Here is a 15757-nt window from a genome sequence, read left to right on the forward strand (position 1 = left end):
TATCTCCACCGAACAACAATAATTACTTAATAATATAACATGGTCTCTAAGAAAAAGGAAGTAATAAACAAAATAAATAATATCTCGCCTAAAATTTATCAGAACCCTTATAAGTAAGGAAGCGTTAAAAGGAATTGGCGGCTTGTGGTCCGAATACATGAATCTAAGTAAATAAGTAGAAGAATTCCGTCAATTGTTTATCCGACCGGTTCGCGTTGAGACCTGACTTGTTTCACTGCACTGATTAAATAGCCGTGAATGGATGCGTACCGTTTAGGATTTGTCCAGACATCATGGAAAATTTGTTTGAGAGTAAGTTGGATGCGCCGTTCATCGGACAACATTCGTGTTAATAACAAATATAACGATTTTTCATACCGGTCATATAACAATTCGAGAGCGTATCTATTTTTTAGTTCGATTTGTTGGAATAACTCTTCATCAGTTCGCATGCTCTCCTCCTTGTAGTCGTTTACATCTTGTTTTGTAAACACTTTGTTACTTGTTTGTTGTTGTAATTTTCCCGATAAAAAAAATATCAAACACCTTAACTCTTTGATATTAAGATATTTAAGGAATACGTTAGTCGCAAAGAAGGAGAATGACGCCATGAATTCGATTTATTTACGTGTGTATACAAAAGAAGACGCACAGGCATTGCTGGATCTCAGTATTCGAAACCAAGGACATTTTGAATATTGGATGCCGGTCAAGCCCCCAAAAGACACCTATACGCTGCCGAAACAACTTGAGCGAATTCAACAGTTGGAGGAGAACCAAAAAGCAGACCGTTCATATGCGTTCGGGATATTTTTAACAGAAACGAATCAACTGGTTGGAGAAGTGTCTGCGGCGTTCGTTGAACGTTTCCCGGCAGAGACGTGTATGATCGGGTATCAACTTGATCAGCAGTATAACGGGCAGGGGATCATGTCAATAGCTGTCCGCCAAGCTGCGCGTCTCTTGTTCGAGCAGTACCAGTTCCACCGTTTGCGGGCCGAAGTCATGCCCGAGAATATCGGATCGATCCGCGTCTTGGAAAAAGTGGGGTTCAGACAAGAAGGGATCGCAAAAAAGAGTTTGTTCATTAACGGTGCCTGGGAAGACTTCGTATTGTTTGCACTATTAAAAGAAGAACTCGAATGAAGGGAAACGCTCGAGCACAGTCTTTTAGCCATACATCAGAATTGTCAAAGGAGAATGATTCATGCCCATGTCGACGTATTACCAGAATCTGCGTCAAAAAACAGGAAATCAATTGTTGTTCACACCGTCTGTCGGTGCAATCATCCGCGATGCATCGGGACGAATCTTGTTCCAAGATCCGGGAGGTCCGTTCTGGAGCCTTCCGGCGGGCGCAATCGAACCGGGCGAGCCGCCGGCAAAAGCGGTAATCCGTGAAGTATATGAAGAAACTGGATTGATTGTCCGTCCGGTCCGCCTGATCGGCTGTTTTGGAGGAGAGGCGTTTCGCCTGACCTACCCGGATCAAAACCAGGTGGAGTATATCGCCTTTATTTTCGCGTGTGAGGTGTTGGAAGGGACGTTAACAGCGATTGACGGTGAATCTAAACAACTGTGTTATTTTGACAGGAAAGATCGTCCGCCCTTAGCGCTTCCTTATCCTGAGCATATTTTTGAAACAGGAACGGAAAGTAGCTTTTTTGAATGGGAAGAAGCATGGATTGATCAATTAAAGATGCAATACTCTGTAAAAGACGAACATTAAAAGGTTTTTGAATAGAAAAAATATGCTTTTTGGTGATTTTATTTTGACAAGCTTCCTAATGTTCGATATAGTATCCAAGTACGAACGTTGTTATTTCATTAATAAAAAATATTCGTTATTTGGGGTGCTAGTGATGGATGTAGTATTTGATTATGAAGATATTCAATTAATTCCTGCAAAATCAATCGTAGGAAGCCGGTCGGAATGTGATACGACGGTTGAGTTTGGTGGACGACGGTTTAAGTTACCGGTCGTGCCGGCCAATATGCAGACGATCATTGACGAAAAAATTGCGACTTATTTGGCAGAGAACGGTTACTTTTACATCATGCATCGTTTCGAGCCCGAAACACGACTCGATTTTGTCCGGTCGATGCAAAAACGCGATTTGATTGCATCAATCAGTGTTGGCGTAAAAGCGGAAGAATATACATTCGTCGAGACGTTGGCACAAGAAGGCTTGACGCCGGAATACATCACGATTGACATCGCTCATGGTCATTCGGAAGCGGTCATTCGGATGATCCAACATATCAAACTGCTGTTACCGGACAGTTTTGTTATTGCTGGAAACGTCGGGACACCGGAAGCCGTTCGTGAACTGGAACACGCCGGAGCAGACGCGACAAAAGTTGGAATCGGTCCAGGTAAAGTGTGTATTACGAAAATTAAAACGGGATTTGGTACGGGAGGCTGGCAATTAGCGGCATTGAGATGGTGTGCCAAAGCGGCCAGTAAACCAATTATTGCTGATGGCGGTATCCGGACCCACGGCGACATTGCAAAATCGGTTCGTTTTGGGGCGACGATGGTGATGATCGGTTCACTGTTTGCGGGACACGAAGAGTCCCCGGGTGAGACGCACGAAGTTGATGGCTTACGCGTTAAAGAATATTTTGGCTCGGCGTCCGAGTTCCAAAAAGGTGAAAAAAAGAACGTCGAAGGAAAAAAAGTGTTTGTTGAACATAAAGGCAGCTTGTCAGAGACCTTGATTGAGATGGAGCAAGATTTACAGTCTGCGATTTCGTACGCGGGCGGTAACAAGCTGCAGGCAATCAGAACTGTCGATTATGTGGTCGTCAAAAATTCAATTTTTAACGGCGATAAAGTGTATTAAGTCGGAGAAAGCGGCATCCTTACAGGGTGTCGCTTCTTTTTTTATTTTATTGATAACGCTTACTTAAGAACGAAAAGGGTAAAGAGAATGGTGCATATTTTCAGAAAAATCCATTTAAAGGAGTGTTTTGAAATGAGACTGGAAACGACGACTTACTTAGTAGACAAGTTTTCTGCTGTCCGCAATCAAACCTTAGCATTGATCGAACCGCTCGAACCGGAGGATTTTATTATTCAAGCCAGCCCAGATGTCAGCCCGCCGAAATGGCATATCGCACATACCACATGGTTTTTTGAGCGAATGATCCTCCAGGAATATGATGACCAGTATACAGTGTTTCATCCAAAGTATAACTATTTATTCAATTCCTACTACAATTCGATTGGACCTTACCAACCACGTCATCAACGAGGTGTTCTGTCTCGGCCGACCGTTGAGGAAATACTTGCTTACCGAATGCATGTGGACAAAGCAATCTTGTCCCTGTTGCAACAAAAGCGAGAAACACCCGTTCAGCAAAAACTGGAGCAACTGATTGAAATGGGGCTGCAACACGAACAGCAACATCAGGAATTAATCCTGATGGATGTTAAGTACAACTTTTTTGTGAACCCCTTACTGCCTGCTTATCAAAATAAAACAGAATCTGAACGTACTCTGGGCGTTGACGGTTCACCGACATTTAAACGGTTTGAAGGGGGACTCGTTGAAATCGGTCATGATGGTCAAGGGTTTGCCTTTGATAATGAAAATCCAGTCCACAAAACCTGGCTCAACCCGTTTGAGTTGGCAAGCCGACCGGTCACCAATCGTGAGTTTCTGGCATTCGTCGAAGCAGGCGGGTATGAACAGTCGGAGCATTGGTTGTCTGACGGGTTTCATATCGTTAATCAGCAAAGCTGGAAAGCACCTTTGTACTGGATGAAAAACGAACAAGGTGAGTGGTCCGTCTTTACCTTAAACGGAATCAAACCGTTACACTTGGACGAACCTGTTTGTCATGTCAGTTTTTACGAAGCGGATGCCTACAGCCGCTGGTGTGGAAAACGATTACCGACCGAGGCGGAATGGGAGTACGTCGGACGGCAGGTCGAACAACGGGGGAATCTGATGGGAGAAGGGTCCTACCATCCTCGACCTGTCAGTTCCGATCTGCAAGAGATGACCGGCATGTTCGGTGATGTCTGGGAATGGACTGCGAGTGCCTATGCACCGTATCCGGGAAGCCGGCCGCTTGAAGGGGCGTTGGGGGAATACAATGCGAAATTCATGTGTAACCAGATGGTGTTGCGAGGAGGCGCATGTGTGACGCCGGATGATCATATCCGCGAGACGTACCGTAATTTCTTTCCTCCGGATAAGCGTTGGCAGTTCAGTGGTTTTCGGTTGGCAGGTGACCTTTAAATGAGTCAGCAGGTCAAAAGTTATGACATGTATACGAAGCAACACAATATGCATCAGGAAGTGTTGTCCGGGTTATCGCAAGACAAGAAGACACTTCAGGCAAAATACTTTTATGACCAAAGAGGATCTGAATTATTCGAACAAATTACACGACAACCGGAATACTATTTGACGAGAACGGAACTCGAGATTTTATCGCAGCATCAAGTGGCGATTGCCGATTGTATCGGACCGGTCCATACGCTGATTGAGTATGGAAGCGGCAGCAGTCGGAAAATCAAAAGTCTGCTCAGCTCATTACATCAGTTGGAGGCATATATGCCAATTGATATTTCCAAAGAGTTCTTGATTCAGTCCGCGCATCAACTTTCGCAGGACTATCCGACTTTGGATATCAAAGCCGTATGTGGTGATTATTCGACGCCGTTGGTCCTGCCGATTGAAGACAAGCTGAAAAAAGTGATTTTCTTTCCCGGATCAACCATCGGCAATTTTGATCCCGACGAGGCCGCTGCTTTTTTGAGTCGTTCGTGTCAACTGCTGGAAAAGGGTGACGGGTTTTTGATCGGTATTGATACGAAAAAAGCGGCAAGTGTGCTCGACGAAGCCTATAACGATCAGGCGGGTGTGACGGCACAGTTCAATTTGAACATTTTACAGCATATCAATGAATCACTTGAGGGAACGTTTGATCTGACATGGTTCGAACATGTTGCGTTTTATAATGAAGCGCATGGCCGGGTTGAGATGCATCTGAGAAGTCGGATTGATCAACTGGTGACCGTCGCGGATCAGACATTTAGCTTTAAACAAGGTGAAACCATCCATACGGAAAATTCCTATAAATACAGTGTGGACGACTTTCAAGTGTTGGCCAGACAAAATGGATTTACTCCGGTCACATGTTTTACGGATCGAAACCAATATTTTAGTGTTCATTATTTAGAAAAGACATGACGACAAAGAAACGACCATCCGATGGCGGATGGTCGTTTCTTTGTCAGGTCAGTCGGCTTCCGTCCGGAATCGGGTGTTCCGGGCAGACCAACACGGGCATGAGCTGATCGAGAGAACCCAACTCGAGAATGCGGCCGGACGAGCCGACGACGAGCCCCGGGACGTTCAGGGCGACCAGTGCTTGTTTGCCGATGATTTCTTCGTATTCAAAACGTGTTTCTTTCCAATCGAGAAACACAGACTGTTGAAATTCTAAGAAATCAATCAGTAGTAACAGTAATGCGGGTTCTTCGTCCGAAGTCTGAAGCGAACGAATGGTACCGACACGAATGTCGAGGGATTCCAGCTGATCAAGAGTCACGAAAGGTTTGATCGGATGCACATTCAACTCTCCTTTGATATCTTAAATTAAGAACGTTTGTTCTTGTTTAATAGCGGGTATAGACTATCAAGAAGGTAAAAGTTCGTTCGTCGTGCGCTCATTGCGGTAAATAATCCTCCAGATTGATATCGAGTTCTTGCCCTAAAGCTAACTTCGCTAATTCACGCCCGAGATAGGGACCAATCGTTAAGCCGGAGGCTCCAAGTCCGTTAGCGACCAGTACATTCGGATGAGTCGCGAGTCGTCCGATGATCGGTAAGGAAGTACTGGTATATGGACGAAGTCCGACACGCATCTCATTGATTTTCGAGTCTTCCAGTGCAGGTGCAACCGGCAAGGCACGTGTCAATAAAGCATGCATGCCCTTGACGGTCGGTTGGAGGTTATAGTCAAGTTGTTTCTCGTGCGTGGAGCCGAGCGCCAATTTTCCATCCTCGATCGATACAAGATACAGTCCGCGTTGCCCCATGATGACGGGCCATTGCTCTGTCTGTTCCGCCGTGATGTCCAGATGGAGAATCTGTCCCTTCTCAGGACGGATGTCAAGTTCAAGATGCAACGGTTTCAACAACTCATTGACCCAGACACCTGCCGTCAAGATGATCTGCTCCGCGTAATGCATTTCATCCTCAATTCGGACACCTTTCACTTGACCGTCCACAACGATTAACGAGGCATCTGCTTCAACCACCTTCGCCTGCTGTTTGAGGGCGCCGCGTTCTAGTGCAGCGCGTAACGCACGTCCGTCAACTCGTGCTCCGCCGGAAACGAATAATGCATCCTCGACATATTCAATCAACGGAAACATCTGTTGCACGCGATCAGCGGTCAAACGCTCGATTTGCTGGATCGCCGGCGCCTCGGGAAAACGATTTTCAGCAATGACCTGCATTTTTTCGATTTTTGATGTTTCGTGTAAAGCGATAGCGCCTACTTTTTGATAGCCGGTCGTCGTCTCACCAAGTGCCTCGAGTTCCGGAATCAAGGTGTCATAATAATGAGCACCGTTATTGGCTAACCGATACCAAGCCTTGTTCCGACGTTGCGTCATCCAAGGACAAATGATTCCGGCTGCGACGTGCGTGGCACGACCCGCTTCTTTCCGGTCAACCAACAAGACGGATGCTCCTTCTTTCGCTAAATGATACGCGGTTGAGGTGCCGAGAATACCTGCTCCGATCACGATATGGCTGTACATGCTTTTCATCTCATTTCTAAAATAATCTAGTTCAAGTGTAAAGAAAAAAACGGCAAAGAACAAATACGAATGAGCAGCTGAAAACAGCACATTCAAATATGGGGAATGATGGGAAAATAAAACTTTTTATCAGAATGTTTCGTATACTCAATATAAACCTACATTTCACACGAAATTTACGGTTAGAAACTGCCTAATTCGGAAAGATACCCTTATAGGCATCACGTCCCGACATCATCGACTTGAGCATGGAGTCACCATTGAAGGAGGGGAAGGCAATGAACATTAGTCGCGCCATTGTACGCAAACGCTACACGGATCACACTTTGTTTTATTCTGCCATCCTAACTTGGAAGTTGCTTTTCTTCCTGCCCTTACTCATGTACGTCAATAGTGGGTCGGACCATGTTTTTCGTCTTTATTTTGTTCCTTATTTGACGGTCATTGTTTTATTTCGTGTCATGACTTACTTTGCCACGTATAAAGCGTCCTTTATGGAAATGACCGAGATGGGCTTATCTGTGTTCCTGATCATCGCAGATTTCTACTTGGTTGCGTTATTTGATATTCCATTACCGTTTGGGATGGTCATCATGTTGTTATCAATCTTGCATTTTACTGCTGCGTTCAGTCGTTTTCGTTGGTTTCGTCGTCGGCTTTGGCTCAACCGCCATTTGGAAATCTTAAATTTTCTGACCGATCATGGTGAGACGCCGATCAAGATTGCCGTAGTATCTGAAGACGAGATGCTTGTGACGACAAAAAGCGGCAAAGAGTTCACGTACCGTCATGTTTACTGGAACGGCTTTTACTTCGAACGCGGATAAAATAAAAAGACTGTAGACTCAGAGCTACAGTCTTTTTTTGATGGAAATGGCATCGATTGTTTGCGATACTGAAGGCACAGTAACGAAAAGTAGGTGAACGTTTATGATACGTTGTCTCCTTGTGACAACCGATCATCAAGTTTTGGTGGATACGGATTTGGATCGACTGCACGCACCAAACATCAAATGGTATTTTGTTGATTTTGATCAGCCGACGGAGCATGAAAAACAACAGTTGGTGTCGGCATTTGAGTTTCATCCGTTGGCGCTTGAGGACTGTTTTCAATATTTGCAGCGCCCGAAATTGGAATATTATGAAGGGTATAGCTTTTTTGTTCTGCATGCCTTAGATACGGAATCGTTAAAAGGGAAGGAAATTAATCTGTTTGCCAATGAGAAGTATGTCGTTTCCTACCATGAAGAACCATCAAGCGAGATTGATTTAGTGTTCAATGCCTTTCAACGGATTCATGGTGACCATGAACACTGGACGATTGAGATTGTACATAAAATCATGGATAAGATTGTTGACGGCTATTTTCCAATCGTGCATACGTTAGAAGATAAGATTTTTTCACTCGAAGGACGTTACGAACAGCGTGGAAACGATAAACGCATCATGGAAGACATCTTTGATATTCGATCCGATTTGTTGGAAGTGGCGCGAACGATTTTACCGATGCGGGATTTGTTATACCGGGTCGTTGAATCAAGACGACTGGCGATCCATGCAAATAAAAAAGCCTTTTTCCAAGATATCTACGATCATCTGCTGAAGCTCAACGACATGATCGAGTACAACCGCGAGATGACTTCCGAATTCCGGGACAATTTTATTTCGCTCAACTCATACCGGATGAACAATATCATGAAGACGTTAACGATCTTTACGACAATTTTTATGCCCTTGACGTTTATTGCCGGGATTTACGGGATGAACTTTGAACACATGCCGGAACTGACAACGAAGTATGGCTATTTCTTTGCTTTGGGCGGAATGGCGATGATCTCGATTAGTATGATTTTGTATTTCAGAAAAAATCACTGGTTTGATGAGTGAGGGGGAAAGCGGTTGGATATTCGACAATTACGATTTTTTACGACGATCGTGGATCAAGCGTACAACTTAACCCGTGCCTCGAAACACCTACATATTTCGCAACCTGCACTCAGCCAGCTGGTCCGCGATTTTGAAGAGTCGGAGCAAGTCGAACTGTTTGAACGCCATCATGGGCGTTTGACCGGTCTGACCGATGCGGGTCGACAATTTTATGAAGACGCCTTAAAAGTGTTACGCCAACATCAAGTCATGATGGAACATCTGCATGAACGATCCAATCTGATGCGGGGGAAAGTCCGGCTCGGCATTCCGCCTGTCATCTTACCGGTCCTGTTCTCGCAACTCATCCCGAAGCTGATGGCAGAACATCCGGGGATCGAGTTGGAAGTGATTGAAGAAGGGGCATTTGAATTAAAACGTCGTCTGTTGCTTGAAGAATTGGACTTAGCGATTTTGATTGAGCCGGGAGAGTCGTATGGAATCGAACGTTACCGGTTGATTGAAGATGAGGTCGTCGTCGCAGTCCGTCCCAGCCATCCGTTGAGTCAGCAACAGAACGTATCCTATCAAGAGTTGGCTGCAGAACCGCTTGTCATTCTCAATGACAGTTTCATGTTGCATCATCAAATTCTGTCGCAGTTTCGAAACGTTCAGGTGGAACCGCACATCTTTTTTACGTCCGGAGCGTGGGATTTATTGATCGGGATGGTCCAGGAACTGGATGTCGTGTCGATTTTACCAGAACCGATTTTACGGTTTCATCACGCGGAAGATATCCGAATTCTTCCGTTCGACCCACCGATGTTATGGGACGTCTCCCTCAATCATTTGGCGGGAGTCGAACAACGGCCGCTCGTCCGTCACGTCCACGAGTATGTCTTACATTATTTTAAATCGTACTGGCCGCATCCTTCCGGTCGAGAGGAAGCGGAATAAAAAAATCCCGGACGATTCGTGTCTCTTTCGATAAGAGGACGAAATCGATCGGGATTTTTGTTGACATTCGGCTGGTATCAAGACGCGGACGCCGGTAACAGCTGATTGATTTTTACCTGTGCTTCTTTATACGGAGCAAGCGGATTCGGGGCGCTCAAGGTATCGCGTTCGACCTCGATTTGCTTCCGTAATGTGTCCTGCAGTGCCGCATACATCGCATCGAGTAAGACGACGACGTGTTGATGGGCGACAGTGCGTAATTGTTGTTCCTCGGAGTCCAGATATGCGGTGGCGTCCGGTTTCGTCATCTGCATCAAAGCGTCTTTTAATTGTTCTTTTTCGTTCCGTTCAAAAAAGGCTTTGGCATTTCGGAAATACTGTTTGACGGATTCGTAAGGTGTCGGGTCAAGAAACGGTCCCGTAAAACTTACAGCCGGCATCGAAAATGCCTCGAACGGCGATAATTGGAAGGACGGATTTAATTTCGTCGCAAACTGTTCTTCCTCTTGAAAACGTTGCGCAATGGCAGTTTTAATCCAACTGTCGATCCGGAAATGGGTCACCCGCAGTTCTTGTTCAAAATCATATTTCAAGAAGCCGAGCAATTCTTCCAAGGCTTGTTGTAAAGCATGCTGTTTCGTGGCATTGGCAAACCGGACCGGATGATACGCTTCTTTAAAGAAGTCCGGGAACCGGTAATAAATACGCTGATTGACATGATGCAACAACTCGTGAATTTCAGCGGATAACGCATGCCGCAGCAAGTCGGGACGATGATTTGAAAAATGTGTCTCGATTGTGGCCGCAATGTGGTCCAGTTCTTCCAGACGGACCTCTTTTCGCGCAATGTTGGATTCAGTTTGTTCAATCACTTGTCCTAACCGATGAACGGTTTTTTCCGTCTCATCCGATAAGGCTTGTAAGGCCAGTCCTTTTAAATCCTGTTCCAAAAACTGATGGAACACCTCTTCAAATGCGGCAAGACCGGATTGCTGATTCTGTCCCGTCTGTTTTTCGGACAACGCCTGCAGGCTGGAGACGCCAAACAGGCGCGGCGCCCGAATTCCGAACCGTTGCAATTCGGTTCCGACATACTGTAAGACGTCTTGCTTTTCGGACTCCTGACGGGCTAAATCAATGGCATTGACGATAAAAAACATCTTGTCGAGCTCAAAGGCATCCTTGACGCGCCCGAGTTGAATGAGAAATTCCCGATCGGCGCGGGCGAACGCGTGGTTGAAGTACGTGACGAACAGAATCGCATCGGCATCTTTGATATATTCGAAAGCGACGTCGGTGTGGCGGGCATTGATCGAATCAGCACCCGGTGTGTCGACCAACGTAATCCCGAGACGCGTCAGAGGGCTGTCGAAATACAAATCGATGATATCGACAAAACAACTGAGATGTTCTTGGGCGACGTATTCCGTAAACGTTGTCCGATCAACGGTTTGTGTCGTACCGATGAACCGTTGAACGATCGGATAACCGGTCGAAAAGGCACGTAAAAACGAGGCGTTTCGTAACTCCTGTTCCGAGCGGCTTTCAATCCAAGCGAGTGCGTCGGCAAGGGATTCGGCGGATGCGTCGAATTTGTCCAGCACATCATTCAAATCGCTGAGCAACTCCTGCTCGGTTTTAAACAGGATCGTCGCCGTCTCATGCGGATGTTCCGGACTGACCGGATTGATGCGGTTGATCGATGCCGTCGTCGGGTTAGGTGAAACCGGCAAGACCGCTTGCCCGAGCAACGCATTACAAAACGACGATTTACCGGCACTGAAGGCGCCGAACAAGGCAATCGTAAACGTACTCGCAGTGACTCGGGTCAACTTGTCTTCGAGATAGGCGACCGTTTCTTCGAATCCGTGCACTTGTGACAAAATGTTCTGGATCTGTTTGATGTCATGAAGCGAGTAGGTCAGCGCGTCTTTAGATGTGGTTGCGACCGGTTGTTCGATGGTGGCCGCTGTTTCTTTGAGTGATTCATGTGGTGTGAACGGGACGACATCTTGTGCTGCCCGTATCCGGTTTTGTTTCCATGCCGCTACTTGTTGCCGGGCAAGTTCCAGTTGATCATCAGAAGGCGCGGCGGCTTGTTCGAGATAGGTCGTCATCCCTTGCCGCGTTATCGTTTCTGTCGTCAACAGGTCACGTTTTTGGCGTAAGACATCTTGTTCGGCCAGTAACGCCTGAACGGCTGTCCCATCCATCCGTTCGAGTTCTCCGCGAACGGCGTCCCGCCACCGGTTTGTTTCTTTGACGTACCAGGCACTTGTCTGGCTGACGACCCGGTTTGTAAATTGCAGGACGGATTCGCCCGTAATCGTGATGCCTTCTTGCAACGCTTCTTCCATCACGTCGAGTGGAGGATCAAGCGGAAACTGATCGATGTGTAACGATTGCGTATCCGACAACAAGCCGGCTTCTTTTAATGATTGTTTCATCAGTTTGCGCAGGTGCAAAACGACTTCGGAGGTCGTGACGGACTGCAACGCATGCAACACTTCTTCGGCAATCTGTTGCTGGGTTCCTTGTGTTTTCTTGGCACTTTTGAAAAAGCCGACTTTAAACGTCGGCTGACGCGATTCAAGAAACGTCTTCATCTTTTCGCGGAGTTCAAACGGCATCAACGTCGCATTTCGAAGTAAACTTTCGCGGTGTTTGGAAAAACGGCTGACCCATTGTTCCGGTGACATCAACTGGATTTGTTGCTCGATCTGTGCCAAGCGTGAGAAAACCGTCTCCGGCTGGAGTTGTTCTTCGCGTGTCAGCTGTTCTTGACTTGCTTGTTCGGCTTCTTCGATCCGGGTACGCAAGTAGGTGACGTGTTCTTGATGCAGGCTTTCGAGCGTTGTCGCCGCGGACTGGAGCAGTTTCGGTTGAACGTCCCGGATGCTTTGTTCCACCAATTGCTTGACCGTCGCAAAATCGTTGTCCGGCTGTTCGGCTTCACGCAAGCTGGTAAAGAAGATTCCTTTTGGTTCAACACCGTGCGCTGCAAATGCCTGGCGGACAGAGCGCTTGAACGATGCAAACGATAACTCGTTGGACTGGTGTTTATCAATTTGATTGACGATCAGGTACAGCTCAGGAACGGAACTAAGCAATTCCTTCGTGACCATGAAATTCAACTCGGACTGAACATGATTGTAATCCATGACATAAAAAATAATATCGGCTAAGTGTAAGGCGGATTCGGTTGAGATCCGGTGCGCGTCGTCCACGGAGTCGACACCCGGTGTGTCCATCAAGACCAAACCGTTTGGTAACGTCGATGCCGCATGGGTGATGTCGATTCGTTCGACCGTTCCGTCACGCCCCAACGTCTCGAGGTGAGACAGCTCATCGGACGTCAACTTGACGGACGGACGATCATGGAAATGGACGATTGCTGCATCGTGTTGGTCATGTTGGACCGTGACGATATTCGCGCTCGTCGGAATCGGACTGGTCGGTAAAATCGATTCTCCCGTCAAGGCATTGATCATGCTGGATTTCCCGGCAGAAAAATGCCCAGCAAAAGCAATCGTAAATTCACGTTTCAACAATTTTTCCGAAAATTTATCTAATTTATCCAGTCGGAGTTGATCCGACGAAGGATGAATGAGTGTTGTCAGAAGCGCGGTCGCTTCTATCTGGTTCGTTAATCGTTCTTCGAATGAGCGCATGCGTATGAAACCCCTTTCTAACAATCCTGTTTTAGTGTAGCATGGTTAATTTATGTTCGTCATCTGTTGCAAGTAAGTTGTTGATACCCAATCTACTTAAAGCATTCAAACTGACGTTTTTCCAAAAATGGTTTATGCTGATACAGCAGGAGTAAACAGGAAAGAACTCTTAGATTTCATGTTACATAATGAAACGAAACATGGCTTGAGTCCTCTAAAAGGAGGACTCAAGCCATGTTGGTCGAAATTAAAGATTAATTGGGTTCAGGAACAATCATTTCGGATTCGTCCGGACGCTCTTCAGTCGTCTGCATGAGTCGAAGCAAGTGTAATTTAAACAGATACATCACAAGTAAATGGATGTTGGCTTGCGTCGTTTTGTACAGCATCCACGGTAAGGCGGGTACATACTCATGGATGGCGATGAGACATTCTTGGGAACCCGGAATTTGGCGGAACTCGATCCGGCCTTTACTTCCGTCTTGTACTTGGGCGAATAGTCCGCCCGTAATCCGGTACGTCGCTTGTTGGGCATCTTGGAACGGTTCTTTTGTCAACTCAAGCAAGGGTTGATCCAAGAAGGGGACTTGGATCTGGACAAGCGTTTCATCCGCCAGGTGAGACGTCAGAAACGGTTTGGCGAAAGAGGACAACCAGTCGACATAATCATCGGCTGCCCAGTTCGCATCCCGGCCTTCCGGAAGACGAACCCGTTGGACGGACCGGACATCGAGTGATTCGGGCTTCTTCGCTGAACCCGACGAGCCTTTTTTCTGTTGTTTTTCTTCTTGTTCTTCTTGAAGTGCCATCCGAACCGACTCTTCAAAGGAAATTTTCCCGTCACTGATTCCGTCGACCATCTTTTCCGGGTCAGCGACCATTTCATGTACCATACTTTCAACGAGTGGATAAACCGTCTCTTTCGGTTCACCGGAGACTAAAGTGACCCAAAGCCGCGACAGATTGACCGTCATGAACGGTAAATCAAAGGTCGGCTGTTTTTTGCCGATCACTTCAGCCGTTTTTAAAATCATTTCTTTATAAGTCATGGATTCGGGACCGCCGATGTCGATCGCCCGATTCTTTAAGTCATCCCGTCCGACGCTTGCACCCAAGGCGTGGATGACATCAGGCAAGGCGACCGGGTGCGTTTGATTGCGTGTCCATTCCGGAAGCAACATCACGGGCAGGCGTTTGACGAGCTTGGATAGAATCGGGAAGGAAGAACCTTTTGGTCCGACGATCAAGGCGGCGCGAATCGTCGTCACCGGTGTTCCGTAAGCTCCAAGCACCCGCTCGACTTCGAGACGGCTTTTCAGGTGGCGCGACAAATCTTCTGTTTCTTCGGGAATGATTCCGCTTAAGTAGACGATTTGCTGAATACCGTTTTCTTTTGCCGCGCGGGCATAATTGTCAGCTAAAATCAAATCCATGTCTTCGAAAGAACCTTGCGTCAGCTTGGCGGATGGCATCATCGAGTGGACCAAATAGATGGCGATGTCTGCGCCCTGTAAGCCGTCAATCGTATCGTTGAGTGAAAAGAGATCGCATGACCGCCACTCGACGTTTTCCTCATCATCCTTGTCGTCGCCGTTCCGGGACAGCGCAATGACATCATATTTTTTCTTTAATTCATTTAATAAATTATGTCCGATATATCCTGTTGCACCGGCAAGCGCCAGTCGTTTGCGTGGTTGTGTCATTTGATTTCCTCCTTGATTAGCACTACTTGAGCAATTTACCCGAATCGACCGCTTCGTAATCCAAACAAGTGTTTTCAAAAAATAAGGCTTCAGTCGTTAAAAACAGGGAAAAGAAAAAACAGGGAACACAGTCAAGGATTCAGCAGCAGTATCATCTGCACATTTACTTTTAGTTTAGGGAGAGGGACGAAGATGAATGAAGTCTGTTTCTTAGATGAACACCACTATAAGCGCTATCACATGATTTTGAGACGGTTGAATGCGAGGAATCGGTCAAACCATTCGTTTCAGTCGATCCTGTTCTTAGCAACGGGTAACTTACAACTGTTGCAACTGTTCAGTGATTATTTTTTCCCGGAGACGGGTGAATTTTTTTACCAAGAGTTGTTAGCGGAACCGGTTGATAATCGGATTATTGAAGTCGAGCGTCAATTGCTGGTTCAGCTGTATAATGGTCGTACGACCTTGACCGTCATCGAGGTGATCGACCAGTTGAATCCGAAAGACTTGGAACTTGCGTTAGGGGCCATTCAAATCCGATCATTCGGCGCAGATGAAGGCATCGTTCATCGGTAACAAAACTAATCCCATAGCTGACTAGATAAGAAGTGGAATCGTTGATGATTCCACTTCTTTTTTTGTGAGTCTGCTCCTCTTTTCCATAACAAAAGAAGAAACGCTAAAAGATGTTTGTGACATCAGTTTATTATCATAAAACGGTATCCGAATAAAAGCTAATCTTGTTTATTAAGATTTGATTGAACGGGAATCAA

At 46.3% G+C, this 15757-nt stretch carries 14 protein-coding genes; 9 read left to right on the plus strand and 5 right to left on the minus strand.

Annotated features, from left to right (window positions below; all coding sequences use genetic code 11):
• Window positions 1-197: 197 nt before the first annotated feature.
• Window positions 198-452, minus strand: coding sequence for a hypothetical protein (locus tag P397_RS0108085; RefSeq protein WP_026832804.1), 255 nt, complete (start codon window positions 450-452; stop codon window positions 198-200).
• Between the two features lie 157 nt (window positions 453-609).
• Between P397_RS0108085 and P397_RS0108090 the strand changes: the two genes are divergently transcribed.
• The 5 genes from P397_RS0108090 (at window position 610) to egtD (ending at window position 5207) form a co-directional block, all read left to right on the plus strand.
• Window positions 610-1146 (plus strand): GNAT family N-acetyltransferase, encoded by a 537-nt coding sequence (locus P397_RS0108090; protein ID WP_028106128.1) that lies wholly within the window; start codon window positions 610-612, stop codon window positions 1144-1146.
• Window positions 1147-1207: 61 nt separating this feature from the next.
• Window positions 1208-1729: an NUDIX hydrolase gene (locus P397_RS17180; protein ID WP_064506553.1), complete on the plus strand. Its 522-nt coding sequence runs from the start codon at window positions 1208-1210 to the stop codon at window positions 1727-1729.
• A 133-nt stretch (window positions 1730-1862) separates the two neighbouring features.
• Window positions 1863-2846 carry a GMP reductase gene (gene guaC / locus P397_RS0108100; protein ID WP_035414111.1) on the plus strand — a complete coding sequence of 328 codons (984 nt, stop codon included), beginning with the start codon at window positions 1863-1865 and terminating at the stop codon, window positions 2844-2846.
• Between the two features lie 132 nt (window positions 2847-2978).
• On the plus strand, window positions 2979-4250 hold the full coding sequence (egtB, locus tag P397_RS0108105; RefSeq protein WP_028106130.1) for an ergothioneine biosynthesis protein EgtB: 1272 nt from the start codon (window positions 2979-2981) through the stop codon (window positions 4248-4250).
• Window positions 4251-5207 carry an L-histidine N(alpha)-methyltransferase gene (gene egtD, locus P397_RS0108110; RefSeq protein ID WP_028106131.1) on the plus strand — a complete coding sequence of 319 codons (957 nt, stop codon included), beginning with the start codon at window positions 4251-4253 and terminating at the stop codon, window positions 5205-5207.
• A 43-nt stretch (window positions 5208-5250) separates the two neighbouring features.
• Here egtD and P397_RS0108115 read toward each other — a convergent pair whose 3' ends face one another.
• Together P397_RS0108115 and P397_RS0108120 are read right to left on the minus strand one after the other, a co-directional pair.
• Complete coding sequence (locus tag P397_RS0108115) at window positions 5251-5589, minus strand: hypothetical protein (RefSeq protein ID WP_026832809.1); 339 nt, start codon at window positions 5587-5589, stop codon at window positions 5251-5253.
• 97 nt (window positions 5590-5686) lie between these two features.
• Complete coding sequence (locus P397_RS0108120) at window positions 5687-6787, minus strand: NAD(P)/FAD-dependent oxidoreductase (protein WP_028106132.1); 1101 nt, start codon at window positions 6785-6787, stop codon at window positions 5687-5689.
• Window positions 6788-7065: 278 nt separating this feature from the next.
• Between P397_RS0108120 and P397_RS0108125 the strand changes: the two genes are divergently transcribed.
• From P397_RS0108125 to P397_RS0108135, 3 genes are all read left to right on the plus strand, one after another.
• Entirely contained in the window at window positions 7066-7614 is a 549-nt protein-coding gene (locus tag P397_RS0108125; protein ID WP_028106133.1) for a hypothetical protein, read from the plus strand.
• Between the two features lie 103 nt (window positions 7615-7717).
• Window positions 7718-8674 carry a magnesium/cobalt transporter CorA gene (gene corA / locus P397_RS0108130; protein WP_026832812.1) on the plus strand — a complete coding sequence of 319 codons (957 nt, stop codon included), beginning with the start codon at window positions 7718-7720 and terminating at the stop codon, window positions 8672-8674.
• A gap of 12 nt (window positions 8675-8686) precedes the next feature.
• A complete protein-coding gene (locus P397_RS0108135) occupies window positions 8687-9610 on the plus strand; it encodes a LysR family transcriptional regulator (RefSeq protein WP_028106134.1) in 924 nt (307 codons plus the stop codon).
• Window positions 9611-9687: 77 nt separating this feature from the next.
• Here the strand turns inward: P397_RS0108135 and P397_RS0108140 are convergent, their stop codons facing one another.
• Together P397_RS0108140 and P397_RS0108145 are read right to left on the minus strand one after the other, a co-directional pair.
• A complete protein-coding gene (locus P397_RS0108140; RefSeq protein WP_028106135.1) occupies window positions 9688-13281 on the minus strand; it encodes a dynamin family protein in 3594 nt (1197 codons plus the stop codon).
• A gap of 254 nt (window positions 13282-13535) precedes the next feature.
• A complete protein-coding gene (locus P397_RS0108145) occupies window positions 13536-14984 on the minus strand; it encodes an NAD(P)H-binding protein (protein ID WP_028106136.1) in 1449 nt (482 codons plus the stop codon).
• Between the two features lie 192 nt (window positions 14985-15176).
• Here P397_RS0108145 and P397_RS0108150 point away from each other — a divergent pair, with 192 nt between their 5' ends.
• Window positions 15177-15560 carry a hypothetical protein gene (locus tag P397_RS0108150; protein WP_026832816.1) on the plus strand — a complete coding sequence of 128 codons (384 nt, stop codon included), beginning with the start codon at window positions 15177-15179 and terminating at the stop codon, window positions 15558-15560.
• The last annotated feature ends 197 nt before the right edge of the window (window positions 15561-15757 follow it).

The sequence above is a fragment of the Exiguobacterium undae DSM 14481 genome (genome assembly GCF_000620805.1).
GTDB lineage: Bacteria > Bacillota > Bacilli > Exiguobacteriales > Exiguobacteriaceae > Exiguobacterium_A > Exiguobacterium_A undae.